This is a genomic window from Pseudomonas sp. TE6288, from assembly GCF_054062095.1.
The window spans coordinates 221,397-246,474 of sequence record NZ_JBSSEW010000009.1 but is presented as its reverse complement, the minus strand read 5'-3'; the positions used below and the strand labels follow the sequence as shown (position 1 = coordinate 246,474).

Below are 25,078 nucleotides of genomic sequence, written 5' to 3'. Positions count from 1 at the left end.
GGTGGGGGGCGTGGGGGGGGTGTTCCGGTTTGTCCCCCCCGGCTCAAATTAAAGGGGGCCGCCTTGCGGCCCATCGCCGCGGTTCGTCGCCACGACAAGCCGGCTCCCACAGGTAGGGCGCAGACCTTAGCCATTGCGCAGTCCCTGTGGGAGCCGGCTTGTCGTGGCGACGAACCGCGGCGATGGGCTGCACAGCAGCCCCTGAGGCGCATCAATCGTAGATGACTTTCTTCTTCCAGGTCTCGTCCTCATCGGTCTTGAGCCCCTGAGTCAGCGCATTCTGGTCGTTCTCCGCCGGCTCCATCTGGTCCAGCACCTGGGCGTTGGCCCGGTTCAGCAGTTTCTCCATATAAGTCAGCTGCTCTTCGTACTGCTTGGGCTCCGGCTGCTTGCGCAGGTACTGCACGCCACGCTCGAAGGCCAGGCGGGCCTGGCCCGGCTGGTTCTGCTGCAGGGCCTGTTGGCCAAGGTTGTTGAAGAACTCGATATGCAGCAGCACCAGGATATGGCGGATCTCCTTGACCCAGTACTTGCCTTCGTTGGTCGCCAGGAAACCTTCCTGGGTGGCACGCACGATCTGGTTGTGCAGCAGCTCGAGCAAAAAGCGCACGTCCTTGGCCTTGACCTCGGTGTGGATCGGCGCGGGAGGGTTGCTCACCGGGATGCGCTCGCCCAGGCCAATCAACCCCTCCAGCTCGGCGATGCGGGCCTTGAGGTCGCCGCTGTGCTTGTCCAGGGCCAGCTGACGCTGGTTGAGGTTCAGTTCGAGGCGGGTCAGCAGCAGCTTCAGCGCAGGCGTCATGAATTGCCCAGGGAAGGTCTCGGTGATCTCGCCGCAGCGGCGCAGGCGGTCGGCCAGTTCGACCTTGAGCCGTGCACGCTCGAGCTTGCCGTTTTCGACCACATTGTTCAGGTAGCCGATCACGATCAGCAGCGCGATACCTGCAACGATAAGCAGGGTGATCAGAAGTGGTGTCACCGTTAACGCCTCATGAAGAAGTTTTGCATCTATCGAGAGTGTAGTGAGTCCGCCCGAAAGCGAACAGTGCAGCCCGGCGGAACAGCCTGCGCTCCATTGAATCTGTGGCGGATTCGTGGGAGCGGGCTTGCCCCGCGATGAGGCCCTCAAGCCTTACCTCTATCTATCGGCCCGTAATCCAAAACCTACAGATGCTGGCACATCGCTACGAGCTTGCCGAGCCGGCGTCAGAAAAGCAACGCCAATCCCCGGACGCATCCTGCATCACCGCCCATGACGACGGGAAGTCATTGATTTAAATAAATTTCTACAAAGGGGTTGACGACCCTGCGAGGCATCCATAGAATGCGCGCCACTTGCAGCGTAAAGCACACAGCGAAACGCGGCAGGGAGTGAAAGCAAGCAGTACTTAATAGGTAGTGCGAGCAGCGTGTCCCCTTCGTCTAGTGGCCTAGGACACCGCCCTTTCACGGCGGTAACAGGGGTTCGAGTCCCCTAGGGGACGCCACATTGCGGGAATAGCTCAGTTGGTAGAGCACGACCTTGCCAAGGTCGGGGTCGCGAGTTCGAGTCTCGTTTCCCGCTCCAGTTTCTCCGGCACTGCTTCGGCAGGGCAGGAAAAGAAAATCCAGGCTGAATCGTGAGGTTCATGTTCTGGTGCGCTGAAAAGCGTCGGCTTAGTCCCCTTCGTCTAGTGGCCTAGGACACCGCCCTTTCACGGCGGTAACAGGGGTTCGAGTCCCCTAGGGGACGCCATGTTGCGGGAATAGCTCAGTTGGTAGAGCACGACCTTGCCAAGGTCGGGGTCGCGAGTTCGAGTCTCGTTTCCCGCTCCAGTTTCAATGCATCGTTTCGGCGGTGCCGGTGGTGAAGGTCTTCAAGGCGCTTCACGCCACATGCGGTAAAGCTTCACCCTGCGGGAATAGCTCAGTTGGTAGAGCACGACCTTGCCAAGGTCGGGGTCGCGAGTTCGAGTCTCGTTTCCCGCTCCAAATTGAAAACGCCACTTCGTTTGAAGTGGCGTTTTTTTTTGCTCGAATGATTGGTTCTTGGGGCGAGCTGGCTCGGCACACCTATCAATTTTACTAGTTGGCTAATGTCGTCTGGGGGCGTACAACGGCATGGCGCTACTCGTTACGAGCCCGATGTTCGTACTCGTTCCATCAGTTATTACTCTGTCGGGGGAGAATGTTGGGCGCACCTGATTTCACTCCATTCTGTCTTGAACAAGGAAGGAGCAATGACCGTGACGATCGAAAAGACGGATTTGGAAGTCCAGCTGGAGATATGTAAACGGGCGGTCGATGCTTGGAGGCGTTATGAAGAAAGTAAAGGGCAGCACCCCCCTTCGCAGGTAGAGCGACTTCGACTGGAAGCCGAGTTCTTATTTTCTTCGGCGCATCATTTTTTTAGGGGCAAGGCTGGTATTCCCCCTGACTTGCTAGATCGTGATTTGTCAGAGTGAGTTCACTTGCCCCGCTCTGGCGATTTGGGTTCCCGGCCCAGATGAGGCCGGGATGCATCTATACCAGATCAGTGAATATCACTCTGAGCAGGCTTGGCTAGCAGTTGCTTTTCTTGATGCCAATCAAACGCTTCGCCGTTCTGCTCTGCTTCGTACCGGCGCTCTTCTAGCGTCTGGTAAAGCTCCAGCTCTTCATCCGGCATGAAGTGCAGGCAGTCGCCGGCAAAGAACCACAGCAGGTCGCGCGGCACCAGGTGGGCGATCTGCGGATAGCGCTGGATCACCTGGCAGATCAGGTCCTGGCCCAGGTACTGGCTTTGCAGCGGGTCTTGCGGTAGCAGGGTGAGCAGTTCGTCGAAGCGCTCGAGGAACAGGGCGTGGCTTTCCTCCGGGACCTGTTCGGCTTCACCCAGCGCGGCCAGGATAGTGCGCAGGTGGTGAAGCAGTTGCAGGTGGTATTCCAGGTGGGGGTTGGCCATGGCGGCGCTCCTCGGTGGTTGAAACGGGGGGCGGAGTATACGCCGGTTGGGCGAGGGAGGCACCCGGCGTTGATCGTCAGGGCACTTGTGTTGCTGGTACCGGCCTTATCGCCGGCAAGCCGGCTCCCACAGGTACTGCGCAGGCCTTGAAACCGACGTGACCGGTGTGGGAGCCGGCTCGTCGTGGCGACGAACCGCGGCGAAAGGGCCGCACAGCGGCCCCGTCGTCCTATCAGCGAATCTTGCCTGTCACAGGCTCCAGTTGCGCCTTGTCGAACGCATCCACATCGATCACCACCCGGCGTGCCTGCTCGGCTTGATGCAGGCGTTGGCCTTCCTCCGCCTGCAGCACACCCGCTTCGATGGCGGCGTCGATCACCGATTGCCCGGCTGCCGCCTGCACCTTGCCTTCCTTGACCGCCTGATGCAGCGCCTTGTGCAAGGGGGCGGCATCGTCCAGCAGGTCACAGGCCGTCTGCAGCGCGGCCACCGGATCGCCCTCGGCCTGAGGCCTGAAGCAGCCCTCCAGCACTGCTTCCAGCGCCGGGTCGCCTTTGCCCCGGCCGATCAGCGCCGCCACCTCGGCATCCAGCTCATCGCTTGGTCCGGTATGCCTGCGGCCAAATGGGAACACCAGCACGCGCAGGGCGCAGCCGATGAAGCGGTTGGGGAAGTTGTCGAGCAGCGCGGCGAGCGCCTTTTCCGCCTGGCCCAGGTTTTCCTCCATTGCCCAGCGCAACAACGGGCGCAGGTGTTCGGGCGAGCCCAGGTCGTGGTAGCGCTTGAGCGCGGCGCTGGACAGGTACAGGTAGCTGAGCACATCGCCCAGCCGGGCGCTCAGACGCTCGCGGCGCTTGAGCGCACCGCCCAGCAGCATCATCGACAGGTCGGCCAGCAGGGCGAAGGCCGCCGCCTGGCGGTTGAGGGCGCGGAAGTAGCCTTGGCTCAGGGCGTCGCCCGGGACCTTCTCGAAATGCCCCAGGCCCAGACCCAGCACCAGGGTGCTGGCGGCGTTGCCGGCGGCGAACAGGATGTGCTGCATCAGCAGGTCGTCGAATTCTTTCAGCGCCTGGTCATGGTCCTCGCGCCCGGCCAGGGCCATTTCCCTGAGCACGAACGGGTGGCAGCGGATGGCGCCCTGGCCGAAGATCATCAGGTTGCGCGAGAGAATGTTGGCGCCCTCGACGGTGATGAAGATCGGCGCGCCTTGCCAGCTGCGGCCCAGGTAGTTGTTCGGGCCCATGATGATGCCCTTGCCGCCGTGCACGTCCATGGCGTGCTGGATGCATTCGCGGCCGCGCTCGGTGAGGTGGTACTTGAGGATCGCCGACAACACCGAGGGTTTTTCGCCCAGGTCCACGGCCTGGGCGGTGAGCAGGCGGGCGCTGTCCATCAGCCAGGCGTTGCCGCCGATGCGCGCCAGCGACTCCTGGATGCCCTCGAAGGCGGCCAGTGGCACGTTGAACTGTTCGCGTACGCGGGCGTACTGGCCGGTGACCAGGCTGGTGTACTTGGCCGCGCCGGTGCCGACTGCGGGCAGGGAGATGGAGCGGCCCACCGACAGGCAGTTCATCAACATCATCCAGCCCTTGCCGAGCATTTCCTGGCCGCCGATCAGGCAGTCCAGCGGCACGAACACGTCCTTGCCGCTGTTGGGCCCGTTCATGAACGCCGCGCCCAGGGGCAGGTGGCGTTGGCCGATCTCCACGCCCGGCAGGTCGGTGGGGATCAACGCCAGGCTGATGCCCAGCTCGGCCTGCTCACCCAGCAGGTGCTCGGGGTCGTAGGCCTTGAAAGCCAGGCCCAGCAGGGTGGCCACCGGGCCGAGGGTGATGTAGCGCTTCTCCCAGTTCAGGCGCAGGCCGATGACTTCCTCGCCTTGCCACTGGCCTTTGCAGATGACGCCGGTATCGGGCATGGCGCCGGCGTCGGAGCCGGCCAAGGGGCCTGTGAGGGCGAAGCAGGGGATATCGTCGCCACGGGCCAGGCGCGGCAGGTAGTGGTTGCGTTGCGCCTCGGTGCCGTAGTGCAGCAGCAGCTCGGCCGGGCCCAGGGAGTTGGGCACCATCACCGTGGAGGCCAGGTCGCCGCTGCGGGTGGCCAGTTTCATCGCCACCTGCGAGTGGGCGTAGGCCGAGAAACCCTTGCCGCCGTATTCCTTGGGGATGATCAGGGCGAAGAAGCCGTGCTGCTTGATGAAATCCCAGGCCTGCGGCGGCAGGTCGAGGTCCTGGCCGATCTGCCAGTCGCTGACCATCGCGCACAGTTGCTCGGTGGGGCCATCGATGAAGGCCTGTTCTTCCTCACTGAGCTTGGGCGCGGGGTAGTCGAGCAGGGTGTCCCAGTCGGGGCGGCCGCTGAACAGGTGGCCGTCCCACCACACGGTGCCGGCATCGATGGCTTCGCGCTCGGTGGGCGACATCGGCGGCAGGGTCCGCTGGAACCAGCTGAACATCGGCGTGGTGAACAGTTTGCGGCGCAGCTCCGGCAGGGCGAAGAAGGCCGCCTTGGCGGCGATCACCACCCAGATCAGCGCCAGCAGCCAGCCTGGCGCGGTGCTGAAGATGCCCATCAGCAGGGTATAGGCGGCGATGGCCGCGAGGATCTGCAGGGGCGCCAGGCGCCGGTGCAGGAGATACGCGGCGCCAAGCACCAGGACCAGCAACCACAACAGCAACATGATTCTTCCTCCTTGGAAGCGGGCGTTAGGCCGACCCACAGAGCTTAGACGCGCTGGGGCGGATGGCCTGCCTAGGAGATGACAGGGTGGGGCGCTGGGAGTTCGGTGGGGAATGTCATGCAGTCATCGCGGGGCAAGCCCGCTCCCACGCCAGATATGCAATGTGGGCGTGGGAGCGGGCTTGCCCCGCGATGCGGTCATCAGATTATCTGGAGCGATTCAACCCCAGCTCCATGTCGTCGATCAGCGCCTTGGCCATGGCGCTGAGGATGCGCGCCGAGCTGCCGGCCAGCAGGTCGCCCTCCATTTCCGCCTCGCAGGTCAGGTGGCGAATGCAGCCGAGCAGCACCGACAGCTCGCTGAAGGCATCCTCGAAGGTAACGCCCGGCTCGATCTTGAACAGGTCCAGGCAGGTGGTGCGGCCTGCGGTATGGCCGCGGCTCATGGCTGCACCTGTGGCTTGTGTTCGAGCAGGGCGCAGGCGAGCTGGCCGAGGTAGTCGCTGGCGGTGAACAGGCGGTCCTGGGTTTCGCCGGGCTCGGTCTTGAAGTAGATGTCGAGGACGTCGGAAATGGCGGTGGCCACTTCGACGGCGGCGGACATGGCTTCTTCGTGGGTGAGGGTGGGGCGGATGCTGATGAAAGGGGCGAGGCGGGGTGGGTCTGGGACGATTTTTTTCATGGTAGAGCTTCCTTGTGGTTACGAGTACACCACCATCCGCATCCTTTCTCACGAGATTAAGGTGGCAGCCATGTACGGGGTGAGAAATCCGGGCCACAAGGTAAACCCGGCCAGACCGAGGTCTGCCCGTACACGGCCACCATGACGGAGGCGCGTTACCGTTGTGGGAATCGGGTTTCTCACACCCGGTCACCAAATGTGGCGACCCGGTGAAGTTATCCCTGGGGTATTTCCCCGACAACGCGGCGGCTTCCGGCAAGCGCGTAGGATAGTTCCCAAGCTTTGCTGGCTGAAGCATTTGGTTTCAGGTTCGGAAAAATCTGACAGATCGCGGGGGCCGCTGTCACCGCCCAACGCTTGGAGTAGACTGTCCGACCTCCCGCATTCATAAGGACGTTGTCATGCTGAAGATCTGGGGCCGCAAGAATTCGAGCAATGTGCGCAAGGCGTTGTGGATCGCCCACGAGCTGGGCCTGGACTTCGAGTCCATCGATGCCGGCGGCGCCTTCGGCGTGGTCAACGAACCGCACTACCGGGCCCTGAACCCCAACGGCCTGGTGCCCATGCTTGAAGACGGTGACCTGGTGCTGTGGGAGTCCAACACCATCGTGCGCTACCTGTGCGCCGAGTACGGTGAAGAGCAGGGTTGGTACCTGGACGACCCGCGCCAGCGCGCCCTGGCGGACAAGTGGATGGACTGGACCACCTCGTCCTTCGCCGGCCCCTTCCGCCCGCTGTTCTGGGGCCTGCTGCGCACCCCCGAGGACCAGCGCGACTGGGTGGCGATCAACGCCGCGCACAAGCAATGCGCCCAGTTGCTGGCCATCGCCGACGAGACCCTGGCCAAGCAGCCGTACCTCTCGGGCGAGCAGATCGGCATGGGCGACATCCCCCTGGGCAGCTTCATCTACGCCTGGTTCGAAATGCCGATTGAACGCCCGGCCATGTATCACCTCGAAGCCTGGTACGAGCGCCTCAAGCAACGCCCGGCCTACCAGGCGGCGGTGATGACCGCCCTGACGTGACGCCACTTCGATAGTCACTATCGATACATGTGACTGTACTTGTGCGGCCGCGCCTTGCACCATGGCCGCACTCACTGCGCCAGTGTCTTTACCTGGCGTGTCCCGAACCTTTTTCATCGGTACCTGACCCGCCATGAGTTCCGCCCTGTCCATTCGACAGCTGACCAAGACCTACGGCAACGGCTTCCAGGCCCTCAAGGGCATCGACCTGGATGTTGCCGAAGGCGACTTCTTCGCCTTGCTCGGCCCCAACGGCGCTGGCAAGTCCACCACCATCGGCATTCTCTCGACCCTGGTGAACAAGACCAGCGGCACGGTCAACGTGTTCGGCAACGACCTGGACCGCTCGCCCGCGGCGCTCAAGCGCTGCCTGGGCGTGGTGCCCCAGGAGTTCAACTTCAACCAGTTCGAGAAGACCTTCGACATCGTCGTCACCCAGGCCGGCTACTACGGCATCCCGCCCAAGGTGGCCAAGGAGCGCGCCGAGCAGTACCTCACGCAGCTGGGCCTGTGGGACAAGCGCGACGTGCCTTCGCGCTCGCTGTCCGGCGGCATGAAGCGCCGGCTGATGATCGCCCGGGCGCTGATCCACGAGCCGCGCCTGCTGATCCTCGACGAGCCGACTGCGGGGGTGGACATCGAACTGCGCCGTTCGATGTGGAGCTTCCTCACCGAGCTCAACCAGAAAGGCATCACCATCATTCTCACCACCCACTACCTCGAAGAGGCCGAGCAGCTGTGCCGCAACATCGGCATCATCGACCACGGCACCATCGTCGAGAACACCAGCATGCGCCAGCTGCTGGGCAAGCTGCATGTCGAGACCTTCGTCCTTGACCTGCGCCACGACCTGCCCGCCGCGCCTGAGCTGCAGGGCTACCCGTGCCGGCTGATCACCCCGCACACGCTGGAGGTGCAGGTGGACAAGGACATCGGCATCACCGCGCTGTTCGGCCAGTTGGCGCTGAAGAACATCGAGGTGCAGAGCTTGCGCAACAAGACCAACCGACTCGAGGAGCTGTTCGTGTCCCTGGTGGAAAAGAACCTGTCGAAGGTGGCCGTATGAGTGTGGAACTGCGCACCAACTGGGTCGCCCTGAACACCATCGTCTACCGCGAAGTGCGGCGCTTCCTGCGTATCTGGCCGCAGACCCTGCTGCCGCCGGCGATCACCATGGTCCTGTACTTCGTGATCTTCGGTAACCTGATCGGCCGGCAGATCGGCGATATGGGCGGCTTCACCTACATGGAGTACATCGTGCCGGGGCTGATCATGATGTCGGTGATCACCAACTCCTATGGCAACGTGGTATCGAGCTTCTTCGGCAGCAAGTTCCAGCGCTCCATCGAGGAGCTGATGGTGTCGCCGGTGTCGCCGCACACCATCCTGGTCGGCTATGTGCTGGGTGGCGTGTTGCGCGGCTTGGCGGTGGGGGTGATCGTGACCTTCCTGTCGCTGTTCTTCACCCATCTGCAGGTGCACCACCTGGGGGTGACGGTCATCGTGGTGCTGCTGACCGCGACCATCTTCTCGCTGCTGGGCTTCGTCAACGCGGTGTTCGCCCGCAACTTCGACGATATCTCGATCATCCCGACCTTCGTGCTGACACCGCTGACCTACCTGGGCGGGGTGTTCTACTCGATCAACCTGCTGCCGCCGTTCTGGCAGACCGTGTCGCTGGCAAACCCGGTGCTGCACATGGTCAACTCGTTCCGCTACGGCATCCTAGGGGTGTCGGATATCAGTATTGGCACGGCGATCAGCTTCATGCTGGTGGCCACCGCGGTGCTCTACCTGCTGTGCGTGCGCCTGCTGGTCAGCGGTCGCGGCATGCGCGCCTGAGCCCTGGTTGGGGTTGGCAGCGCAGCGACACTGGCGCTGGCGCCACTGCCGGCCCACCCACCAGCGCCAGTAGCCCATGGTGGTGAAGTAGGCGAGCACGCCCAGCACCACCCCGCACACCACCGAGCCGAGCAGGAACGGTTGCCAGATCGTCGCCAGCTGCTCGGTGACCCAGTCGACGGTGATCGACTCGGGCAGCGTGCGTGGCGGCACCTGCAGCAGCCAGGCACCGGTCATGTAGGTGACGAAGAACACCGGCGGCATGGTCAGCGGGTTGGTCAGCCACACCAGGCTCACCGCGATCGGCAGGTTGCCACGCACGGGAATGGCCAGCGCGGCGGCCAGCAGCATCTGCATGGGGATGGGAATGAGCGCGGCGAACAAGCCGACGCCCATGGCCCGCGCCACCGAATGGCGATTCAGGTGCCAGAGGTTGGGGTCGTGCAGCAGCTTGCCGAAAAAGCGTAAGGACTTGTGTTCGCGGATGCTGGTCGGGTCCGGCATGTAGCGTTTGAACAGACGGCGCGGCATGTGGGCTCCCGGCAGGGTTGAAGGGCGTCAGTATGCCCTGATTGAAACGCAGCCTCGTTCAGAGTTTGTGACAATTGATTAGCAGGGTTTTCCCGCCAATCGGCTAAGCCTCAGGGGTCGTGATCGCTTCTGGAGCTCTATCTCATGCGCACAGGGATGCTGGCGCTGGTGCTCGGGCTGTTGAGCCTGCGTTTGTTACCTGCCTTGCCACCGGTCGGGTGGCTGATTCCATTGCTGTTGCTGGCATTGGCCTGCCTGCGTACGCGGGCCTGGCCGCTGGGCTGGTTTGTGCTGGGTGGCTGCTGGGCCTGCTGGTCGGCGCAGCAGGCGCTGGATGATCGCCTGGCCCCGGCGCTGGATGGCCGCACGCTGTGGTTGGAGGGGAGGGTGGTGGGGCTGCCGACCCGCACGGAGCGCGGCGTGCGTTTCGAGCTGGAGCATCCTGAATCGCGCCGGGCGCAATTGCCCAGGCGCCTGCAACTGAGCTGGTTTGCCGGGCCTGAATTGCGCGCCGGTGAGCGCTGGCGCCTGGCGGTGAATCTGCGCCAGCCCCATGGGCTGCTCAACCCCCATGGCCCGGACCGCGAAGCACTGTTGTTGGCCCGGGGTATCGGCGCCACCGGCTCAGTCAAGGCCGGCGAGCTGGTCGGCCAGGAAGCAGCGGACTGGCGCGATGCCGTGCGCCAGCGGCTGATGAATGTGGATGCCCACGGCCGCGAGGCGGCGCTGACGGCCCTGGTGCTGGGCGACGGCGCCGGGCTGGCCCGCGAGGACTGGCAGACCCTGCAGGCCACCGGCACGGTGCACCTGCTGGTGATCTCCGGCCAGCATATCGGGCTGTTGGCCGGGCTGGTGTACGGCCTGGTCGCGGGCCTGGCGCGGCTGGGTGCCTGGCCATCGCGCTGGCCATGGCTGCCCTGGGCTTGTGGCCTGGCCATGGCCGCGGCATTGGGCTACGGCTGGCTGGCCGGCTTCGGCGTGCCGGTGCAACGGGCCTGTCTGATGCTGGCGGTGGTGTTGCTCTGGCGCCTGCGCTTCAGGCACCTGGGGGCAGCCTTGCCGCTGCTGTTGGCGTTGTCGGGGGTGTTGCTGATCAATCCATTGGCCAGCCTGCTGCCGGGTTTCTGGCTGTCGTTTGCCGCGGTTGGCGTGCTGATGCTGTGCTTCTCTGCCCGGCTCGGCGCCTGGCGACCCTGGCAGGCGCCGAGCCCAGTGGGTGATCGCCGTGGGCCTGTTGCCGGTGCTGCTGGCGCTGGGGCTGCCGGTCAGCCTGACGGCGCCGCTGGCCAACCTGCTGGCGGTGCCCTGGATCAGTTTCGCGGTGTTGCCGCTGGCCCTGCTTGGCACGGCGGCGTTGCCGCTGCCAGGGGTAGGGGAGGGGCTGTTGTGGCTGGCGGGGCTTTCGCTGGATGGGCTGTTTCACCTGCTCGCGCAGCTTGCGGGGCAGTGGCCGGCATGGCTGCCCGAACCGTTGCCGCCGTGGGCCTGGCTGTTGGTCGCGCTGGGCGCGCTGTTGTTGCTGCTGCCTCGGGGCGTGCCGTTGCGCTTGCCGGGCGCGGTGATGCTGGTGGCCTTGTGGGCGCCGCGCGAGCAGGTGCCCCACGGCCAGGTGCAGGTGTGGCAGCTGGATGTCGGCCAGGGCCTGGCGGTACTGCTGCGCACCCGTCACCACGCATTGTTGTACGACGCCGGGCCTGCCCACGGCGACAGTGACCTGGGCGAGAGCGTGGTGCTGCCAACCTTGCGCAGGCTGGGGGTGAGGCACCTGGACCTGATGCTGGTCAGCCATGGCCACGCCGATCATGCCGGCGGGGCGTCGGCAGTGCGTCGGGGGCTGCCGGTGACGCGGGTGCTGGCGGGGGAGGTTGCCGGGCTTGCGCCTGCCGCGCTGTGCGACAGTGGTGAGCGCTGGCGCTGGGATGGGGTCGATTTCGAGCTGTGGCATTGGCCGCAGGGCGCCTCCAGCAATGACCGCTCCTGCGTGCTGCGGGTGGTGGCCAATGGCGAGCGCCTGCTGCTGGCCGGCGACATGGAGGCCGGGGCGGAGCGGGCTTGGCTGGCGGCCAGCGAGGATTCGCGTGTCGACTGGCTGCAGGCGCCGCACCACGGCAGCCGCACGTCGTCCACCGAACCGTTCATCAAGGCGCTGGCGCCACGCGGGGTGATGATTTCGCGGGGGCGCAGCAACGGCTTCGGGCATCCGCATGCGCCGGTGATCGAGCGCTATCTGCGGCATGGGGTGCAGGTGCATGACACGGCGCTGGCGGGGGCGTTGCGGTTGATGCTGGGGAGTCAGGGTGAGGTGGAGGGTTTGCGGACTGAGCGGCGGGACTGGTGGGATTAGGAAGGGCTTTGGGGGCATGTCGTGAGTTTTTCTTCGACGCGCAAATCGAGCGCCACCCCACAGCTTCCAAGCCAAGCCCAGCAATTCCCTGACCTCCGGCAGATGAGCCCCAGGCGGTCCTATGGTAGAGTGGCGGCCTTTTTCCGAGGGGATGCTTACTGTGTGGGAATTGGTCAAGTCCGGTGGCTGGATGATGCTGCCGATCATCCTGAGCTCCATCGCTGCCATGGCAATCGTCGGCGAGCGCCTGTGGACCTTGCGCGCCAGCCGTGTCACCCCGCCGCACCTGCTGGGCCAGGTATGGATGTGGATCAAGGACAAGCAACTCACCAGTGACAAGCTCAAGGCGCTGCGCGCCGATTCGCCGCTGGGCGAGATCCTCGCCGCGGGCCTGGCCAACTCGCGCCATGGCCGCGAGATCATGAAAGAGTGCATCGAGGAGGCCGCCTCGCGCGTCATCCACGAGCTGGAGCGTTACATCAGCACCCTCGGCACCATCGCCGCCATGGCCCCGCTGCTGGGCCTGCTGGGCACCGTGCTGGGCATGATCGACATCTTCAGCGCCTTCATGGGCTCGCAGATGACCGCCAACGCCGCGGTACTGGCCGGCGGTATCTCCAAGGCCCTGGTCACTACCGCGGCCGGCCTGATGGTTGGTATCCCGGCGGTGTTCTTCCACCGCTTCCTGCTGCGCCGCATCGATGAGCTGGTGGTGGGCATGGAGCAGGAGGCGATCAAGCTGGTCGAGGTGCTGCAGGGTGACCGCGAAGTGGAAGTGGCCGGAGGCAAGGCGTGAAGTTCCGGCGCAATCGCCAGCGCGAGAACGTCGACATCAACCTGGCGTCGTTGATCGACGTGGTGTTCGTGCTGCTGCTGTTCTTCGTGGTCACCACCACCTTCACCCGCGAGACCCAGCTGCGTGTCGAGCTGCCCGAAGCAAGCAGTGCCGCGCCCGCGCAGCCCGATGATGGCAAGCTGATCGAAGTCACCATCAGTGCCGACGGCGTGTATTCGGTCAACAACCACCTGCTGCCCAAGAGCGACCTGGCCACCCTGACCGAAGCCATCGAGAAGGAATCCGGCGGTGACATCACCCTGCCGCTGGCGATCAGCGCCGATGGCAAGACCCCGCACCAGGCGGTGATCACCGCAATGGATGCGGCCGGCAAGCTCGGCTTCAGCAAGTTGCGCATGACCACCGTCGAGGCCGCGCAGGGCAATCCCTGATGGCCTTCGCCGACCGTCTGCTCGCCGCCTGGTATGCCGGGCACCCGGCGCTGGCCTTGTTGCGTCCGCTGGAGGCTTTGTATCGTCGTGTGGTGACGCGCAAGCGTGCGCGCTTCCTCAGCGGCATCAGCCCCAGCTACCGCGCCCCGGTGCCCGTGATCGTGGTGGGCAATATCACCGTGGGCGGTACCGGCAAGACACCGATGATCCTCTGGCTGATCGAGCACTGCCGCCGGCAGGGGCTGAAGGTCGGCGTGGTCAGCCGTGGCTACGGCGCCAAGCCGCCGCAGTATCCCTGGCGTGTCGCCGCCGACCAGCTCGCCGATCAGGCCGGCGACGAGCCTTTGCTGATCGTCCAGCGCACCGGCGTGCCGCTGGTGATCGACCCCGACCGCTCCCGCGCCGTGCAGGCGCTGCTGGCCAGCGATGCGCCAGACCTGATCCTGTGCGACGACGGCATGCAGCATTACCGCCTGGCCCGTGACCTGGAGCTGGTCCTGATCGACGCCGCCCGTGGCCTGGGCAACCGTCGCTGCCTGCCGGCCGGTCCGTTGCGCGAGCCCGCCGAGCGCCTGGCCGAGGCCGACGCGGTGTTGTTCAATGGCGCCGAGGCTGACCGCGACGGCGGCTTTGCCTTCCGCCTGCAGCCGTCGGCGCTGATCAACCTGCGCAGCGGCGAGCGCCGCGAGCTCGACTTGTTTCCCGCTGGCCAGGCGCTGCACGCCGTGGCCGGCATTGGCAACCCGCAACGTTTCTTCAACACCCTGCTGCGGCTAAACTGGCAGCCGGTGCCGCACCCCTTTGCCGACCATGCGCCGTATAGCCGCGAAGTGCTGTCGTTCAGCCCGCCGCTGCCGTTGGTGATGACCGAGAAGGATGCGGTGAAATGTCGGCCGTTCGCTGCCGACGACTGGTGGTACCTGGCGGTCGACGCCGTACCCTCGCAGGCGTTCGTCGCCTGGTTCGACGCCGAGCTCGATCGCCTGCTGCCTGGCCGCCCCAGGCCCTGAGCCTTTTTCAATTTCCGTTTCAAGGAAGCTCCCATGGACACCAAACTGCTCGATATCCTGGCCTGCCCGATCACCAAGGGCCCGCTCAAGCTCAGCGCCGACAAGACCGAGCTGATCAGCAAGGGCGCGGGCCTGGCCTATCCGATTCGCGATGGCATCCCGGTGATGCTGGAAAGCGAGGCGCGCACCCTGACCGACGATGAGCGCCTGGACAAATGAGCCTGGACTTCACCGTGGTGATCCCCGCCCGGCTGCGCTCCACGCGCCTGCCGGGCAAGCCGCTGCTGGCGATCGCCGGCAAGCCGATGGTCCAGCATGTGTGGGAGCAGGCGCGCAAGAGCGGCGCCAGCCGCGTGGTCATTGCCACCGACGATGCCAGCATCGTCGAGGCCTGCCAGGCGTTCGGCGCCGAAGTGCTGCTGACCCGCGCCGACCACGAGTCGGGCACCGACCGCCTGGCCGAAGTGGCTGCCCAGCTGGGCCTGGCCGCCGATGCCATCGTGGTCAACGTGCAGGGTGACGAACCGCTGATTCCGCCGGTGATCATCGACCAGGTGGCGGCCAACCTCGCCGCGCACCCCGAGGCCGGCATCGCCACCCTGGCCGAGCCGATCCACGCGCCGGAAACCATCTTCAACCCTAACGCGGTGAAGGTGGTCAGCGACAAGAACGGCCTGGCCCTGACCTTCAGCCGCGCCCCATTGCCCTGGGCCCGCGATGCGTTTGCCAAGGACCGTGAGCGCATGCCCGAAAGCGTGCCGTACCGCCGCCATATCGGCATGTACGCCTACCGCGTGGGTTTCCTTCAGGACTTCGTCGCCTGGGGCCCATGCTGGCTGGAGCAGACCGAGTCGCTGGAGCAGCTACGTGCCCTGTGGCACGGCGTGTGCATCCACGTTGCCGATGCCATCGAGGCCCCGGCCGTGGGCGTGGACACCCCTGAAGACCTGGAGCGCGTACGGCGCTTGCTGGAGGCCTGATGCGCGTTCTGTTCGTCTGCCTCGGCAATATCTGTCGCTCGCCGACTGCCGAAGGCGTGCTGCGCCATCAGCTCGAGGCCGCAGGCCTCGGTGACGTGGTGCACGTGGCCTCCGCCGGTACCGGCGACTGGCATGTCGGCAAGGCGCCCGACAGCCGTACCTGCAAGGCCGCGCTGGCCCGCGGTTACGACCTGTCGCGCCAGCGCGCCCAGCAGGTCAAGGCGGCGCATTTCGCCGAGTACGACCTGGTCCTGGCCATGGACAAGAGCAACCTCGGCAATTTGCAGGCGTTGCGCCCACACAACGCCAAGGGCGAGCTCGACCTGTTCCTGCGCCGCTATGGCGCGGCCCTGGACGAAGTGCCGGACCCTTACTACGGCGGTGCCGAAGGCTTCGAGCAGGTCCTGGACCTGATCGAGGCGGCGTGCCGTGAGCTGGTCGTGGAAATCAAGGGGCGGTTATGACGGCGCACTGGCAGGAGCGCGTGTCGCTCAAGCCCTACAACACTTTCGGCATCGATGTCAGTGCCCGCTACTTCACCCAGGCCCATGACGACGACGAGGCCCGCCAGGCACTGGCCCAGGCCGCCGAGCGGCAGGTGCCGGTGCTGGTCATTGGTGGTGGCAGCAACTTGCTGCTGTCCCGCGATGTCGACGCCCTGGTGCTGCACATGGCCAGCCGTGGGCGGCGCCTGCTCAGCGATGACGGTGAGCGCGTGGTGGTCGAAGCCGAGGCCGGCGAGCCCTGGCATCCGTTCGTGCAGTGGAGTCTCGACCAGGGCCTGTGCGGGCTGGAGAACCTCAGCCTGATCCCCGGCACAGTCGGCGCCGCGCCGATGCAGAACGTCGGCGCCTATGGCGTGGAGATCAAGGACGTGTTCGCCGGCTTGACCGCGCTGGACCGCGAAACCGGCGAGCTGCGTGACTTCTCGCTGGCTGAGTGCGCGTTTGGTTATCGCGACAGCTTGTTCAAGCGCGATTCGAGCCGTTGGCTGATCCTGCGCGTGCGCTTTGCGCTGAGCCGGTCGTTGCAGGCGCACCTGGACTACGGCCCGGTGCGTCAGCGCCTGGCGGAGCAGGGTATCGAGCAGCCCACCGCGCAGGCGATCAGCGATGCGATCTGCAGTATCCGTCGGGAAAAGCTGCCGGACCCGGCTGCGCTGGGTAACGCCGGGAGCTTCTTCAAGAATCCTGTGGTGCCTGCTGCGTTGGTCGAGCGCATTCGTGCCGAGCATCCTGGTGTGGTGGCGTATCCGCAGGCCGATGGCCAGGTGAAGCTGGCCGCCGGCTGGTTGATCGAGCAGGCGGGGTGGAAGGGCTATCGCGATGGCGATGCCGGTGTGCACCGTTTGCAATCGCTGGTGCTGGTGAACTACGGCCAGGCGAGCGGGGCGCAGTTGCATGGGCTGGCTCGGCGGATCCAGGCGGATATCCTTGAGCGCTTTGGGGTCGAGCTGGAGATGGAGCCGAACCTGTACTGATGGGCTGGCCTACGCCGGCCCAATCGCGGGGCAAGCCCGCTCCCACGCCATAATCACATGCCTGCTCAGGCGTAGGATGGTGGCGTGGGAGCGGCCGCACCGCCCGGATCACCAGTAGAGCCGCTGCGATACACCGGCAAAGAAAAAGCCCCGCCAGTTCGCACTGGCGGGGCTTTTTCATTCAGCCGAGGCTATCAACCGTGATGAGGCTTGTGCTCATCGGCGGTTTCCAGCGCTTCAGCAGGGGCGGCTTCGGCAGCGGCCTGGGCGGCAGCGGCGGCTGCAGCTTCGGCTTCGCGCTTACGGCGACGCACTTCACGTGGGTCGTTCGGGGCGCGGCCGTTGGCCAGCATCGCCGAAGGCGCTTCGACCGGGGCCGGTGCTTCCACGGGCGCCTGCTCGGCAACGATCGGCGCAGGCTCGGCGGCAGGTGCTTCAGCCACTTCCGGCTGGGCCTCGACCACTGGCTCGACGACCGCTACAGGCTGCTCGGCTACCGGGGCTTCGACCACGGTGGCTTCGACTACCTGCGGCTGCTCGATTTCACCGGCTTCCACGGCAGGGGCTTGCACCGCCTCGGCGACGACGGCAGGCTGCTCGGCAGGGGCTTCTTCGACCACTGGCTGCGGCGCTACTTCGACTACCGGTTCGATGCTCGGCTCAACGGCGACCACTGGCTCGCTGACCGGTTGCTCGACCACCGGGGCGATGGCGACCTGTTCGGCCACGACCTCGGTGATTTCCACCTGGGTTTCGGCGACAGCGGCGCTGGCACGCTCGGCCTGCTGGTTGGCTTGGGCTTCGGCATCGGCGCTGATGTTGCTGGTGGCCACGGCGGCGATGACGGCAGTGCCGGCGGCCAGTTCAGCGCCCAGCTCGGTGGCCTGGTGCTGTTGTGGCTGCTGCTCTTCGCCGGCGTCTTCGTCGCCTTCGATCAGCTCGCCATTGGCGTTGCGCTGGCGCTCACGACGGTTGCTGCGACGACGCTGGCCACGGGAGCGGCGGCGCGGACGCTCGCCATCGGTGCCTTCCTGCTCGTCCTGCAGCAGTTCGTCGTTCGGCAGTTGCTCTTCGGCGAGCTCGGCGGCCTGTTCGACGGCCTGCGCCTCAGGGCGCAGCTGGCGCTCTTCACGCGGAGCGCGTTCTTCACGTGGCGCACGCTCTTCACGAGGGGCGCGTTCTTCACGCGGTGCACGCTCTTCACGTGGTGCGCGTTCTTCACGCGGGGCACGCTCTTCACGTGGTGCACGTTCTTCACGCGGCGCGCGCTCTTCGCGAGGGGCACGTTCTTCACGTGGTGCACGCTCTTCACGGGCTACACGTTCCTCGCGTGGCGCACGCTCTTCACGTGGGGCGCGTTCTTCACGGGCGGCCGGGGCCGGTGCGGCGTCCAGCGGCTCGCGCAATTCGCGCACGCGCTCTTCGCGGTTGCCACGGCGGTCTTCGCGCGGCTGGCGCTGACGCTCTTCGCGTGGGGCGCGTTCTTCACGCGGTGCACGTTCTTCGCGTGGCTGACGCTCTTCACGCGGGGCGCGCTCGCTGCGTTCTTCACGCGGCTTGCGGTCTTCCTCGCGGCGGCCATTGCGGTTGCGGCTCTGCTGGCGACCGTTGCGGCGCTCTTCGTTGCGTGGCGAGCGCTCGGTGGCCGGTTTTTCGGTGGTGACGGCCGGTGCGGCGGCAGGCTCTTCCTTGCCGGCGAACAGGCTGACCAGCGACTTGACCAGGCCCTTGAACAGGCTTGGCTCCGGTACGCTCGGCGCAGGCGCCGCGGGTGCGGCTGGCTGCTCTTCGACGGCAGCCGGTACCGGTGCGTTGGCGCGGGCCGGCGCGGTCTTCACCGCGGCTTCCTGGCGTACCAGGGTGCGAGTAGCGGTCGGCAGCGGCGCTTCTTCGGTCTCGGTCGAGGCGATTTCGTAGCTGGACTGGTTGTTCAGCACGTCCGGGTTGTCGTCGCGCAGGCGCTGGACTTCGAAGTGCGGGGTTTCCAGGTGGTCGTTCGGCAGGATGATGATGCGCGCGCGAGTGCGCAGTTCGATCTTGGTGATCGAGTTGCGTTTCTCGTTGAGCAGGAAGGCGGCCACCGGGATCGGCACCTGGGCGCGCACCTCGGCGGTGCGGTCCTTCAGGGCTTCTTCCTCGATCAGGCGCAGGATCGCCAGCGACAGCGACTCGACGTCACGGATGATGCCGGTACCCGAGCAGCGCGGGCAGACGATGCCGCTGCTCTCACCCAGCGATGGACGCAGGCGCTGGCGGGACATTTCCAGCAGGCCGAAGCGCGAGATGCGGCCGACCTGCACACGGGCGCGGTCGGCCTCGAGGCATTCGCGCACGCGTTCTTCGACGGCGCGCTGGTTCTTCGCCGGGGTCATGTCGATGAAGTCGATGACGATCAGGCCGCCGATGTCACGCAGGCGCAGCTGGCGGGCGATCTCTTCGGCCGCTTCGAGGTTGGTCTGCAGGGCGGTTTCCTCGATGTCGCTGCCCTTGGTGGCGCGCGCCGAGTTGATGTCGATGGAGACCAGGGCTTCGGTCGGGTCGATCACGATCGAGCCGCCGGACGGCAGGTCGACGACGCGCTGGAAGGCGGTCTCGATCTGGCTTTCGATCTGGAAGCGGTTGAACAGCGGCACGCTGTCTTCGTACAGCTTGACCTTGCTGGCGTACTGCGGCATCACCTGGCGGATGAAGGTCAGGGCTTCTTCCTGGGCGTCGATGCTGTCGATCAGTACTTCGCCGATGTCCTGGCGCAGGTAGTCGCGGATGGCGCGGATGATGACGTTGCTTTCCTGGTAGATCAGGAACGGCGCGGTACGGTCCAGCGAGGCTTCCTTGATGGCGGTCCACAGCTGCAGCAGGTAGTCGAGGTCCCACTGCATTTCTTCGCTGCTGCGGCCAAGGCCCGCGGTGCGCACGATGAGGCCCATGTCGCCCGGAACGGTCAGGCCGTTCAGTGCTTCACGCAGCTCGTTGCGCTCTTCGCCTTCGATGCGGCGGGAGATGCCGCCGGCGCGCGGGTTGTTGGGCATCAGCACCAGGTAGCGGCCGGCCAGGCTGATGAAGGTGGTCAGGGCGGCGCCTTTGTTGCCGCGCTCTTCCTTCTCGACCTGGACGATGACTTCCTGGCCTTCGCTCAGGACTTCCTTGATGTTGACCCGGCCTTCAGGGGCTTTCTTGAAGTATTCGCGGGAGATTTCCTTCAGCGGCAGGAAGCCGTGACGTTCGGAGCCGAAGTCGACGAAGGCGGCTTCAAGGCTGGGCTCGATCCGGGTGATCTTGCCTTTGTAGATGTTGGCCTTTTTCTGCTCACGGGCACCGGACTCGATGTCCAGGTCGTAGAGGCGTTGGCCGTCCACCAGGGCTACACGCAACTCTTCGGGTTGAGTTGCGTTAATCAGCATTCTTTTCATGTTGTACCGTCGGTTTCCGGGCTGCCGGAAACGGCGTTCGGCACACACGACTTTTCATGATCGGTGCCAAGGTGCGCAAAGGGTGGCGAACCACCCCCGTGTCTGACGACGTTCGGCACCAGCCGGTTGCCCAGCCTGCCGTTGTCGCGACGACGCGTCCTGTTTTGCGGTGCCAAAAGACCTGTCGAGCTTTTCGAAGGTTATCCGAATCAATCGAGCGGGCCTGGTGCACTCAGTCAGGAGGAGGAATCAACCGGTCGTCCGTGGATGCCACGAGGGCGTCTGTTCAGGACCTTGCCCGCTCATCGCCCGTTGAGTGGGGCGGTGGGTCGGGTTCGGTGCCACACGGTCCGAAGGCTGTGCATCTCCACCCTGCACGTATCCCTGAAAATTCGGTGCTGCCGCGCGCTGAATCCGCAACGGGTTGCATTTTTCGCCAGCCCGGTACCGGGCTGGCGCCATGACATATCCAAGGCAGGTATTTCCGAAGCATTCGCCCGAATGCGCGGAAACGACGGTGGCGGGCAGAGGTACGGCGAAAAGAAGCGGGTAAGCAGGTGAAACACCGCACTTGTCGTTTTTTTCCGGTCTTCTCTACACAGCGCTGGTGGCGATTCCAGGCATTTAGTTAAACTGGCGAACGCTCCGTAGGACGGCCTCGCGTCCTCGGAATTGCGATGGTCAGGGCCGGCGTAGAGCCTGATGCCGCTGGCCTGCCGCTTTTGGCGGCGTTCGCGACTATAGCAGTTATGATTAAGTGCTTCAATTCCATAAAAAATTGTTATGATCCCGCCATGACGACCAATACCCCTCCGACTTCCGGCGTTCAGCTGATCGAAGTCGCGCCGGAGCTTGCCGGCCAACGCATCGACAATTTCCTCATCACCGCGCTCAAGGGCGTGCCCAAGACGCTGGTCTACCGCATCCTGCGCAAGGGCGAGGTGCGGGTCAACAAGGGCCGGATCAAGCCTGAGTACAAGCTGCAGGCCGGCGATATCGTGCGGGTGCCGCCGGTGCGCCTGCCCGAGCGTGACGAACCCGCGCCCGTGGCCCAGGGGCTGTTGCAGCGCCTGGAAGCCGCCATCGTCTATGAAGACAAGGCGCTGATTGTGATGAACAAGCCGGCCGGCATTGCCGTGCATGGCGGCAGCGGCCTGAGCTTCGGGGTGATCGAGGCGCTGCGCCAGTTGCGCCCCGACGCCAAGGAGCTGGAGCTGGTGCACCGCCTGGACCGCGACACCTCGGGCCTGTTGATGATCGCCAAGAAGCGCAGCATGCTGCGCCACCTGCATGCCGCGCTGCGCGGCGATGGCGTGGACAAGCGCTACATGGCGCTGGTGCGCGGCCATTGGCCGACCTCGAAGAAGCAGGTCAATGCGCCGCTGCAGAAGAGCAACCTGCGCTCCGGCGAACGCATGGTCGAGGTCAATGATGAGGGCAAGGAGGCGCTGACGCTGTTCCGCGTGCTGCGCCGCTTCGGCGAATTCGCCACGATTGTCGAGGCGCGGCCGATCACCGGCCGTACCCATCAGATCCGCGTGCACACCTTGCATGCCGGGCACATGATCGCCGGCGACAGCAAGTACGGCGATGAAGACTTCAGCCGCGAGATTCGCGACCTGGGTGGCAAGCGCCTGTTCCTGCATGCCTACCAGTTGACCGTGCCGCTGCCCGACGGCGGCGAGCTCAAGCTCGAGGCGCCGGTGGACGAGATGTGGGCCAAGACTATCGAGCGGTTGGCGTCCTGAGCCATGAATAAAAGTTATGACCTGCTGGTCTTCGACTGGGATGGCACGCTGGCCGATTCCATCGGGCGCATTGTCGAGGCCATGAACGTGGCCGCCGGGCGTGCCGGGGAGGCCGCCAGCAGCGACGAGGCGATCAAGGGCATCATTGGTCTGGCGCTGGGGGAGGCGATCGCCACCCTGTATCCACATCTTGAGCTGCCGCAGGTGGAAACATTCCGCCAGCATTATGCCGATGTCTACATGGCGCTGGATCAACAGCCGTCGCCACTGTTCGACGGTGTGGTCGAGTCGCTGGCAGCGTTCCGTGCCGAGGGGTATCGTCTGGCGGTGGCCACCGGCAAGGCGCGACGCGGTCTGGATCGGGTGCTCAAGGCCAATGGCTGGGAAAACTATTTCGACATTACCCGGGCGGCCGACGAAACCCGCGGCAAACCGCATCCGCTGATGCTCGAGGAGATTCTCGCCCACTGCCAGGTCGAACCCGGGCGGGCGCTGATGGTCGGAGATTCGGCGTTCGACCTGCAGATGGCCAGCAATGCCGGCATGCATTCGGTCGCCGTGGGCTATGGCGCCATGTCGCTGCAGGCTCTGGCCGAATTTGGCCCGCAAGTGTGCATCGAGCATTTTTCCCAGTTGCGCGAATGGCTGGCCGAGCCTGCGCAGATCAATTTCCAAGGTAGGTGAGCATGACTGACGAGTGGAAGGCGCCCGAGGCCGATGAGGCTGGCGAGGAGCGCAAGAGTTGGAAGTTGCTGGAGAAGACCTTGCTGGCGGGTGTCCAGGAGCAGCGTCGGGCGCGGCGCTGGGGGATCTTCTTCAAGCTGCTGACCTTCGTTTACCTGTTCGGCATCCTGTTCCTGTTCACGCCATTGATGGATGTGGACAAGGCTGCCTCGCGCAGCGGCAGCCATACCGCGCTGGTCGAGGTGCGCGGGGTGATCGCCGATCAGGAGCCTGCCAGCGCCGACAATATCGTCAAGAGTCTGCGCGAGGCGTTCAAGGATCCGAAGACCAAAGCCGTGGTCATGCGCGTCAACAGCCCGGGCGGCAGCCCGGTGCAGGCGGGTTATGTGTACGACGAGATCCGCCGTCTGCGCGCCGAATATCCGGCCATCAAGCTGTACGCGGTGATCGCCGACCTGGGGGCCTCCGGCGCCTACTACATTGCCAGCGCCGCCGACGAGATCTATGCCGACAAGGCCAGCCTGGTCGGCTCCATCGGCGTCACTGCGGCGGGCTACGGCTTTGTCGGCGCCATGGACAAGCTGGGCGTGGAGCGGCGCACCTACACGGCGGGCGAACACAAGGCCTTCCTTGATCCGTTCTCGCCACAGAAGCCGGAAGAAACCGCGTTCTGGCAGGGTGTGCTGGATACCACGCACCGCCAGTTCATCGCCATGGTCAAGCAGGGGCGTGGCGAGCGCCTGAAGGACAAGGATCACCCTGAGCTGTTCAGCGGGCTGATCTGGTCGGGCGAGCAGGCCAAGGAGCTGGGGCTGGTGGACGGGCTGGGCAGTGCCAGCTATGTCGCCCGCGAAATCGTCGGCGAGAAGGAACTGGTGGACTTCACTGTGCAGGAGTCGCCGTTCGATCGTTTCTCCAAGCGCATCGGTGCCAGTGTGGCGGAGCGCATGGCGCTGTATATGGGCTTCCAGGGGCCTTCGCTGCGTTGATCTGAAGTCGATTGGGGCCGCTTCGCGGCCCTTTCGCCGGCAAGCCGGCTCCCACAAATTACGCCGCATCCTGTGGGAGCCGGCTTGTCGTAGCGACGAACCGCGGCGAAGCGGCCCCAGTCTCTCAAGGCGCCTGCACGCCTTCCTTGTGCAGCATGTCCACCAGCCGAATCAGCGGTAGCCCGATCAGGCTCGTGGCGTCGCAGCCGTGGGTGCTCTGGAACAGGCTGACCCCCAAGCCCTCCGCCTTGAAGCTGCCTGCGCAGTCCAGTGGCTGCTCGGCCGTCACGTAGCGCTCCACGCGCTCCCGATCCAGCTCGCGCATCGTCACGGTAAACGGCACGCAATCGACCTGGCACTGGCCGGTGGCGCTGTTCAGCAGTGCCAGCCCGGTGAGGAAGGTGACCTGCTGTCCGCTGGCCTCCAGCAACTGCTCGCAGGCGCGTTCGAAGGTGTGAGGCTTGCCGAGGATCTGCTCGCCCAGTACCGCCACCTGGTCGGAGCCGATGATCAGGTGATCGGGGTGACTGGCGGCCAGGGCTTCGGCCTTCTGTCGGGCCAGGCGGCGCACCAGCTCGACGGCGGGCTCGCCATCGAGGCGCCGTTCGTCAAGGTCGGGGCTCGCCCAGGTGAAGGGCAGGCGCAGGCGGGTGAGCAGTTCGCGGCGGTAGGGCGAGCTGGAAGCCAGTAACAAGGGAAGCATGGTAGACTCCTGGGCAATTGCCCCGAATTCTAACATGCGAGATGGCACCTAATTTCCTTTGACAGGGAGGGGGTGCATCCCTAGAATGCTGCGCCTATGTTGAATGACCCGATTCCACCTCACGTTGACCCGCGCAAATTGGCTGATCGTGGCGTAACCCTCGAAGGTTCGCTGCAACTCGCTGATTTGGAAAGACTCTGCGACCCGCTTTCCGACAATGTCGGTACGGTGCAGGCGAAGTTCGATTTTGAACGAGATGAACAGCACGTGGTGGTTATCCACAGCGCGCTGGATGTCGAAGTCAAGATGGTTTGCCAGCGTTGTCTTGAGCTGGTCACCCTGCCGATCCATAGCGAATGTACGTACGCTGTGGTGAAGGAGGGTGCGAACACCCAGTCGTTGCCGAAAGGCTATGACGTGCTGGAACTGGGCGAAGATCCATTGGATCTGCAGGCACTGGTCGAGGAAGAGCTTTTGCTTGCCCTGCCAATCGTGCCTGCTCATCATCCGGAAGAATGCCAGCAGCCGGCGGGACTCGATGAGCCCGAGCCGAGCAAGGACGAGGTATCGCGGTCCAACCCGTTCAGTGTATTGGCGCAGTTAAAGCGTGACCCAAACGTTTAGGAGTTAATCAATTATGGCTGTTCAGCAGAACAAAAAATCCCGCTCTGCCCGTGACATGCGCCGTTCGCACGACGCCCTGTCGGCAGAAGCTCTGTCGGTAGAGAAGAGCACCGGTGAAGTACACCTGCGTCACCACGTTTCGCCAGAAGGCGTATACCGTGGTCGCAAAGTGATCGACAAGGGCGCTGACGAGTAAT

General features: G+C 64.9%; 24 protein-coding genes, 5 tRNA genes and 1 pseudogene. 22 read left to right on the top strand and 8 right to left on the bottom strand.

Features of this window, described 5'->3' with window-relative positions; all coding sequences use genetic code 11:
- Positions 1-211: 211 nt before the first annotated feature.
- A complete protein-coding gene (locus ACVWY1_RS11840; protein WP_046856553.1) occupies positions 212-979 on the bottom strand; it encodes a hypothetical protein in 768 nt (255 codons plus the stop codon).
- Between the two features lie 432 nt (positions 980-1,411).
- On the opposite strand from ACVWY1_RS11840, the gene ACVWY1_RS11835 reads away from it, so the two are divergent.
- The 6 genes from ACVWY1_RS11835 (at position 1,412) to ACVWY1_RS11810 (ending at position 2,444) form a co-directional block, all read left to right on the top strand.
- Positions 1,412-1,487, top strand: a tRNA-Glu gene (locus ACVWY1_RS11835).
- A 4-nt stretch (positions 1,488-1,491) separates the two neighbouring features.
- A tRNA-Gly gene (locus ACVWY1_RS11830) sits at positions 1,492-1,567 on the top strand.
- 92 nt (positions 1,568-1,659) lie between these two features.
- Positions 1,660-1,735 (top strand) — tRNA-Glu (locus ACVWY1_RS11825).
- A gap of 4 nt (positions 1,736-1,739) precedes the next feature.
- A tRNA-Gly gene (locus tag ACVWY1_RS11820) sits at positions 1,740-1,815 on the top strand.
- 80 nt (positions 1,816-1,895) lie between these two features.
- Positions 1,896-1,971 (top strand) — tRNA-Gly (locus ACVWY1_RS11815).
- 248 nt (positions 1,972-2,219) lie between these two features.
- Complete coding sequence (locus ACVWY1_RS11810) at positions 2,220-2,444, top strand: hypothetical protein (protein WP_110698183.1); 225 nt, start codon at positions 2,220-2,222, stop codon at positions 2,442-2,444.
- Between the two features lie 68 nt (positions 2,445-2,512).
- Here the strand turns inward: ACVWY1_RS11810 and ACVWY1_RS11805 are convergent, their stop codons facing one another.
- The 4 genes from ACVWY1_RS11805 to ACVWY1_RS11790 all read right to left on the bottom strand — a co-directional run bounded on the left by ACVWY1_RS11805 (position 2,513) and on the right by ACVWY1_RS11790 (position 6,284).
- Positions 2,513-2,923 (bottom strand): PA2817 family protein, encoded by a 411-nt coding sequence (locus tag ACVWY1_RS11805; RefSeq protein WP_110698185.1) that lies wholly within the window; start codon positions 2,921-2,923, stop codon positions 2,513-2,515.
- Between the two features lie 232 nt (positions 2,924-3,155).
- Positions 3,156-5,603, bottom strand: coding sequence for an acyl-CoA dehydrogenase (locus ACVWY1_RS11800; protein ID WP_277503225.1), 2,448 nt, complete (start codon positions 5,601-5,603; stop codon positions 3,156-3,158).
- 205 nt (positions 5,604-5,808) lie between these two features.
- The gene (locus ACVWY1_RS11795) at positions 5,809-6,048 is read right to left on the bottom strand and encodes a DUF3077 domain-containing protein (protein WP_277503226.1); all 240 of its coding nucleotides are present in this window, start codon (positions 6,046-6,048) and stop codon (positions 5,809-5,811) included.
- Positions 6,045-6,284 carry a hypothetical protein gene (locus ACVWY1_RS11790; RefSeq protein WP_277503227.1) on the bottom strand — a complete coding sequence of 80 codons (240 nt, stop codon included), beginning with the start codon at positions 6,282-6,284 and terminating at the stop codon, positions 6,045-6,047. Before ACVWY1_RS11790 ends, ACVWY1_RS11795 begins: the two co-directional genes overlap by 4 nt.
- A 401-nt stretch (positions 6,285-6,685) precedes the next feature.
- On the opposite strand from ACVWY1_RS11790, the gene ACVWY1_RS11785 reads away from it, so the two are divergent.
- The 3 genes from ACVWY1_RS11785 to ACVWY1_RS11775 all read left to right on the top strand — a co-directional run bounded on the left by ACVWY1_RS11785 (position 6,686) and on the right by ACVWY1_RS11775 (position 9,151).
- Complete coding sequence (locus ACVWY1_RS11785) at positions 6,686-7,309, top strand: glutathione S-transferase (protein WP_457378300.1); 624 nt, start codon at positions 6,686-6,688, stop codon at positions 7,307-7,309.
- 133 nt (positions 7,310-7,442) lie between these two features.
- Complete coding sequence (locus tag ACVWY1_RS11780) at positions 7,443-8,375, top strand: ABC transporter ATP-binding protein (protein ID WP_046856546.1); 933 nt, start codon at positions 7,443-7,445, stop codon at positions 8,373-8,375.
- Positions 8,372-9,151 (top strand): ABC transporter permease, encoded by a 780-nt coding sequence (locus ACVWY1_RS11775; RefSeq protein WP_046856545.1) that lies wholly within the window; start codon positions 8,372-8,374, stop codon positions 9,149-9,151. The genes ACVWY1_RS11780 and ACVWY1_RS11775 overlap by 4 nt, the downstream gene beginning before the upstream one ends.
- Here the strand turns inward: ACVWY1_RS11775 and ACVWY1_RS11770 are convergent.
- The gene (locus ACVWY1_RS11770) at positions 9,035-9,682 is read right to left on the bottom strand and encodes a DUF2062 domain-containing protein (protein ID WP_457378299.1); all 648 of its coding nucleotides are present in this window, start codon (positions 9,680-9,682) and stop codon (positions 9,035-9,037) included. The two genes, ACVWY1_RS11775 and ACVWY1_RS11770, sit on opposite strands and share 117 nt — an antisense overlap.
- Positions 9,683-9,826: 144 nt before the next feature.
- On the opposite strand from ACVWY1_RS11770, the pseudogene ACVWY1_RS11765 reads away from it, so the two are divergent.
- The 8 genes and pseudogenes from ACVWY1_RS11765 (at position 9,827) to murB (ending at position 16,723) form a co-directional block, all read left to right on the top strand.
- Positions 9,827-12,026: pseudogene (locus ACVWY1_RS11765) on the top strand (DNA internalization-related competence protein ComEC/Rec2).
- A 160-nt stretch (positions 12,027-12,186) separates the two neighbouring features.
- Entirely contained in the window at positions 12,187-12,822 is a 636-nt protein-coding gene (locus ACVWY1_RS11760; protein WP_110703965.1) for a MotA/TolQ/ExbB proton channel family protein, read from the top strand.
- Positions 12,819-13,253, top strand: a complete 435-nt coding sequence (locus ACVWY1_RS11755; protein ID WP_023632003.1) for an ExbD/TolR family protein — start codon at positions 12,819-12,821, stop codon at positions 13,251-13,253. Before ACVWY1_RS11760 ends, ACVWY1_RS11755 begins: the two co-directional genes overlap by 4 nt.
- Entirely contained in the window at positions 13,253-14,263 is a 1,011-nt protein-coding gene (gene lpxK, locus ACVWY1_RS11750) for a tetraacyldisaccharide 4'-kinase (protein WP_277503231.1), read from the top strand. Before ACVWY1_RS11755 ends, lpxK begins: the two co-directional genes overlap by 1 nt.
- Positions 14,264-14,296: 33 nt before the next feature.
- A complete protein-coding gene (locus ACVWY1_RS11745) occupies positions 14,297-14,482 on the top strand; it encodes a Trm112 family protein (RefSeq protein WP_003247142.1) in 186 nt (61 codons plus the stop codon).
- Complete coding sequence (gene kdsB / locus ACVWY1_RS11740; protein WP_457378298.1) at positions 14,479-15,243, top strand: 3-deoxy-manno-octulosonate cytidylyltransferase; 765 nt, start codon at positions 14,479-14,481, stop codon at positions 15,241-15,243. The genes ACVWY1_RS11745 and kdsB overlap by 4 nt, the downstream gene beginning before the upstream one ends.
- A complete protein-coding gene (locus ACVWY1_RS11735) occupies positions 15,243-15,707 on the top strand; it encodes a low molecular weight protein-tyrosine-phosphatase (RefSeq protein WP_111532688.1) in 465 nt (154 codons plus the stop codon). Before kdsB ends, ACVWY1_RS11735 begins: the two co-directional genes overlap by 1 nt.
- Entirely contained in the window at positions 15,704-16,723 is a 1,020-nt protein-coding gene (gene murB / locus ACVWY1_RS11730) for a UDP-N-acetylmuramate dehydrogenase (protein WP_277503233.1), read from the top strand. Before ACVWY1_RS11735 ends, murB begins: the two co-directional genes overlap by 4 nt.
- 194 nt (positions 16,724-16,917) lie before the next feature.
- On the opposite strand, the gene rne is transcribed toward murB, so the two are convergent.
- Positions 16,918-20,133, bottom strand: a complete 3,216-nt coding sequence (gene rne, locus ACVWY1_RS11725) for a ribonuclease E (protein WP_277503234.1) — start codon at positions 20,131-20,133, stop codon at positions 16,918-16,920.
- Positions 20,134-20,927: 794 nt separating this feature from the next.
- On the opposite strand from rne, the gene rluC reads away from it, so the two are divergent.
- Genes rluC through ACVWY1_RS11710 form a run of 3 tightly spaced genes read left to right on the top strand, consistent with a single transcriptional unit; the run spans position 20,928 to position 23,554 of the window.
- Entirely contained in the window at positions 20,928-21,881 is a 954-nt protein-coding gene (rluC, locus tag ACVWY1_RS11720; RefSeq protein WP_102683593.1) for a 23S rRNA pseudouridine(955/2504/2580) synthase RluC, read from the top strand.
- 3 nt (positions 21,882-21,884) lie between these two features.
- Positions 21,885-22,565, top strand: coding sequence for an HAD family hydrolase (locus tag ACVWY1_RS11715; protein ID WP_277503235.1), 681 nt, complete (start codon positions 21,885-21,887; stop codon positions 22,563-22,565).
- A 2-nt stretch (positions 22,566-22,567) separates the two neighbouring features.
- Positions 22,568-23,554: a S49 family peptidase gene (locus tag ACVWY1_RS11710; RefSeq protein WP_102683591.1), complete on the top strand. Its 987-nt coding sequence runs from the start codon at positions 22,568-22,570 to the stop codon at positions 23,552-23,554.
- Between the two features lie 124 nt (positions 23,555-23,678).
- Here ACVWY1_RS11710 and ACVWY1_RS11705 read toward each other — a convergent pair whose 3' ends face one another.
- The gene (locus ACVWY1_RS11705; protein ID WP_277503236.1) at positions 23,679-24,257 is read right to left on the bottom strand and encodes a Maf family protein; all 579 of its coding nucleotides are present in this window, start codon (positions 24,255-24,257) and stop codon (positions 23,679-23,681) included.
- A 96-nt stretch (positions 24,258-24,353) separates the two neighbouring features.
- Here ACVWY1_RS11705 and ACVWY1_RS11700 point away from each other — a divergent pair, with 96 nt between their 5' ends.
- Positions 24,354-24,881, top strand: a complete 528-nt coding sequence (locus ACVWY1_RS11700) for a YceD family protein (protein ID WP_023630499.1) — start codon at positions 24,354-24,356, stop codon at positions 24,879-24,881.
- 13 nt (positions 24,882-24,894) lie between these two features.
- A complete protein-coding gene (gene rpmF / locus ACVWY1_RS11695) occupies positions 24,895-25,077 on the top strand; it encodes a 50S ribosomal protein L32 (protein ID WP_028690987.1) in 183 nt (60 codons plus the stop codon).
- The last annotated feature ends 1 nt before the right edge of the window (position 25,078 follow it).

Coding starts and splice junctions, on each gene's coding strand:
- kdsB (WP_457378298.1), top strand. CDS start 14,479: ATGAGCCTGGACTTCACCGTGGTGATCCCCGCCCGGCTGCGCTCCACG.
- ACVWY1_RS11790 (WP_277503227.1), bottom strand. CDS start 6,284: ATGAAAAAAATCGTCCCAGACCCACCCCGCCTCGCCCCTTTCATCAGC.
- ACVWY1_RS11775 (WP_046856545.1), top strand. CDS start 8,372: ATGAGTGTGGAACTGCGCACCAACTGGGTCGCCCTGAACACCATCGTC.
- rluC (WP_102683593.1), top strand. CDS start 20,928: ATGACGACCAATACCCCTCCGACTTCCGGCGTTCAGCTGATCGAAGTC.
- ACVWY1_RS11785 (WP_457378300.1), top strand. CDS start 6,686: ATGCTGAAGATCTGGGGCCGCAAGAATTCGAGCAATGTGCGCAAGGCG.
- ACVWY1_RS11735 (WP_111532688.1), top strand. CDS start 15,243: ATGCGCGTTCTGTTCGTCTGCCTCGGCAATATCTGTCGCTCGCCGACT.
- ACVWY1_RS11780 (WP_046856546.1), top strand. CDS start 7,443: ATGAGTTCCGCCCTGTCCATTCGACAGCTGACCAAGACCTACGGCAAC.
- rne (WP_277503234.1), bottom strand. CDS start 20,133: ATGAAAAGAATGCTGATTAACGCAACTCAACCCGAAGAGTTGCGTGTA.
- ACVWY1_RS11705 (WP_277503236.1), bottom strand. CDS start 24,257: ATGCTTCCCTTGTTACTGGCTTCCAGCTCGCCCTACCGCCGCGAACTG.
- ACVWY1_RS11770 (WP_457378299.1), bottom strand. CDS start 9,682: ATGCCGCGCCGTCTGTTCAAACGCTACATGCCGGACCCGACCAGCATC.
- lpxK (WP_277503231.1), top strand. CDS start 13,253: ATGGCCTTCGCCGACCGTCTGCTCGCCGCCTGGTATGCCGGGCACCCG.
- ACVWY1_RS11700 (WP_023630499.1), top strand. CDS start 24,354: ATGTTGAATGACCCGATTCCACCTCACGTTGACCCGCGCAAATTGGCT.
- ACVWY1_RS11715 (WP_277503235.1), top strand. CDS start 21,885: ATGAATAAAAGTTATGACCTGCTGGTCTTCGACTGGGATGGCACGCTG.
- ACVWY1_RS11710 (WP_102683591.1), top strand. CDS start 22,568: ATGACTGACGAGTGGAAGGCGCCCGAGGCCGATGAGGCTGGCGAGGAG.
- ACVWY1_RS11810 (WP_110698183.1), top strand. CDS start 2,220: ATGACCGTGACGATCGAAAAGACGGATTTGGAAGTCCAGCTGGAGATA.
- ACVWY1_RS11800 (WP_277503225.1), bottom strand. CDS start 5,603: ATGTTGCTGTTGTGGTTGCTGGTCCTGGTGCTTGGCGCCGCGTATCTC.
- ACVWY1_RS11745 (WP_003247142.1), top strand. CDS start 14,297: ATGGACACCAAACTGCTCGATATCCTGGCCTGCCCGATCACCAAGGGC.
- murB (WP_277503233.1), top strand. CDS start 15,704: ATGACGGCGCACTGGCAGGAGCGCGTGTCGCTCAAGCCCTACAACACT.
- rpmF (WP_028690987.1), top strand. CDS start 24,895: ATGGCTGTTCAGCAGAACAAAAAATCCCGCTCTGCCCGTGACATGCGC.
- ACVWY1_RS11805 (WP_110698185.1), bottom strand. CDS start 2,923: ATGGCCAACCCCCACCTGGAATACCACCTGCAACTGCTTCACCACCTG.
- ACVWY1_RS11795 (WP_277503226.1), bottom strand. CDS start 6,048: ATGAGCCGCGGCCATACCGCAGGCCGCACCACCTGCCTGGACCTGTTC.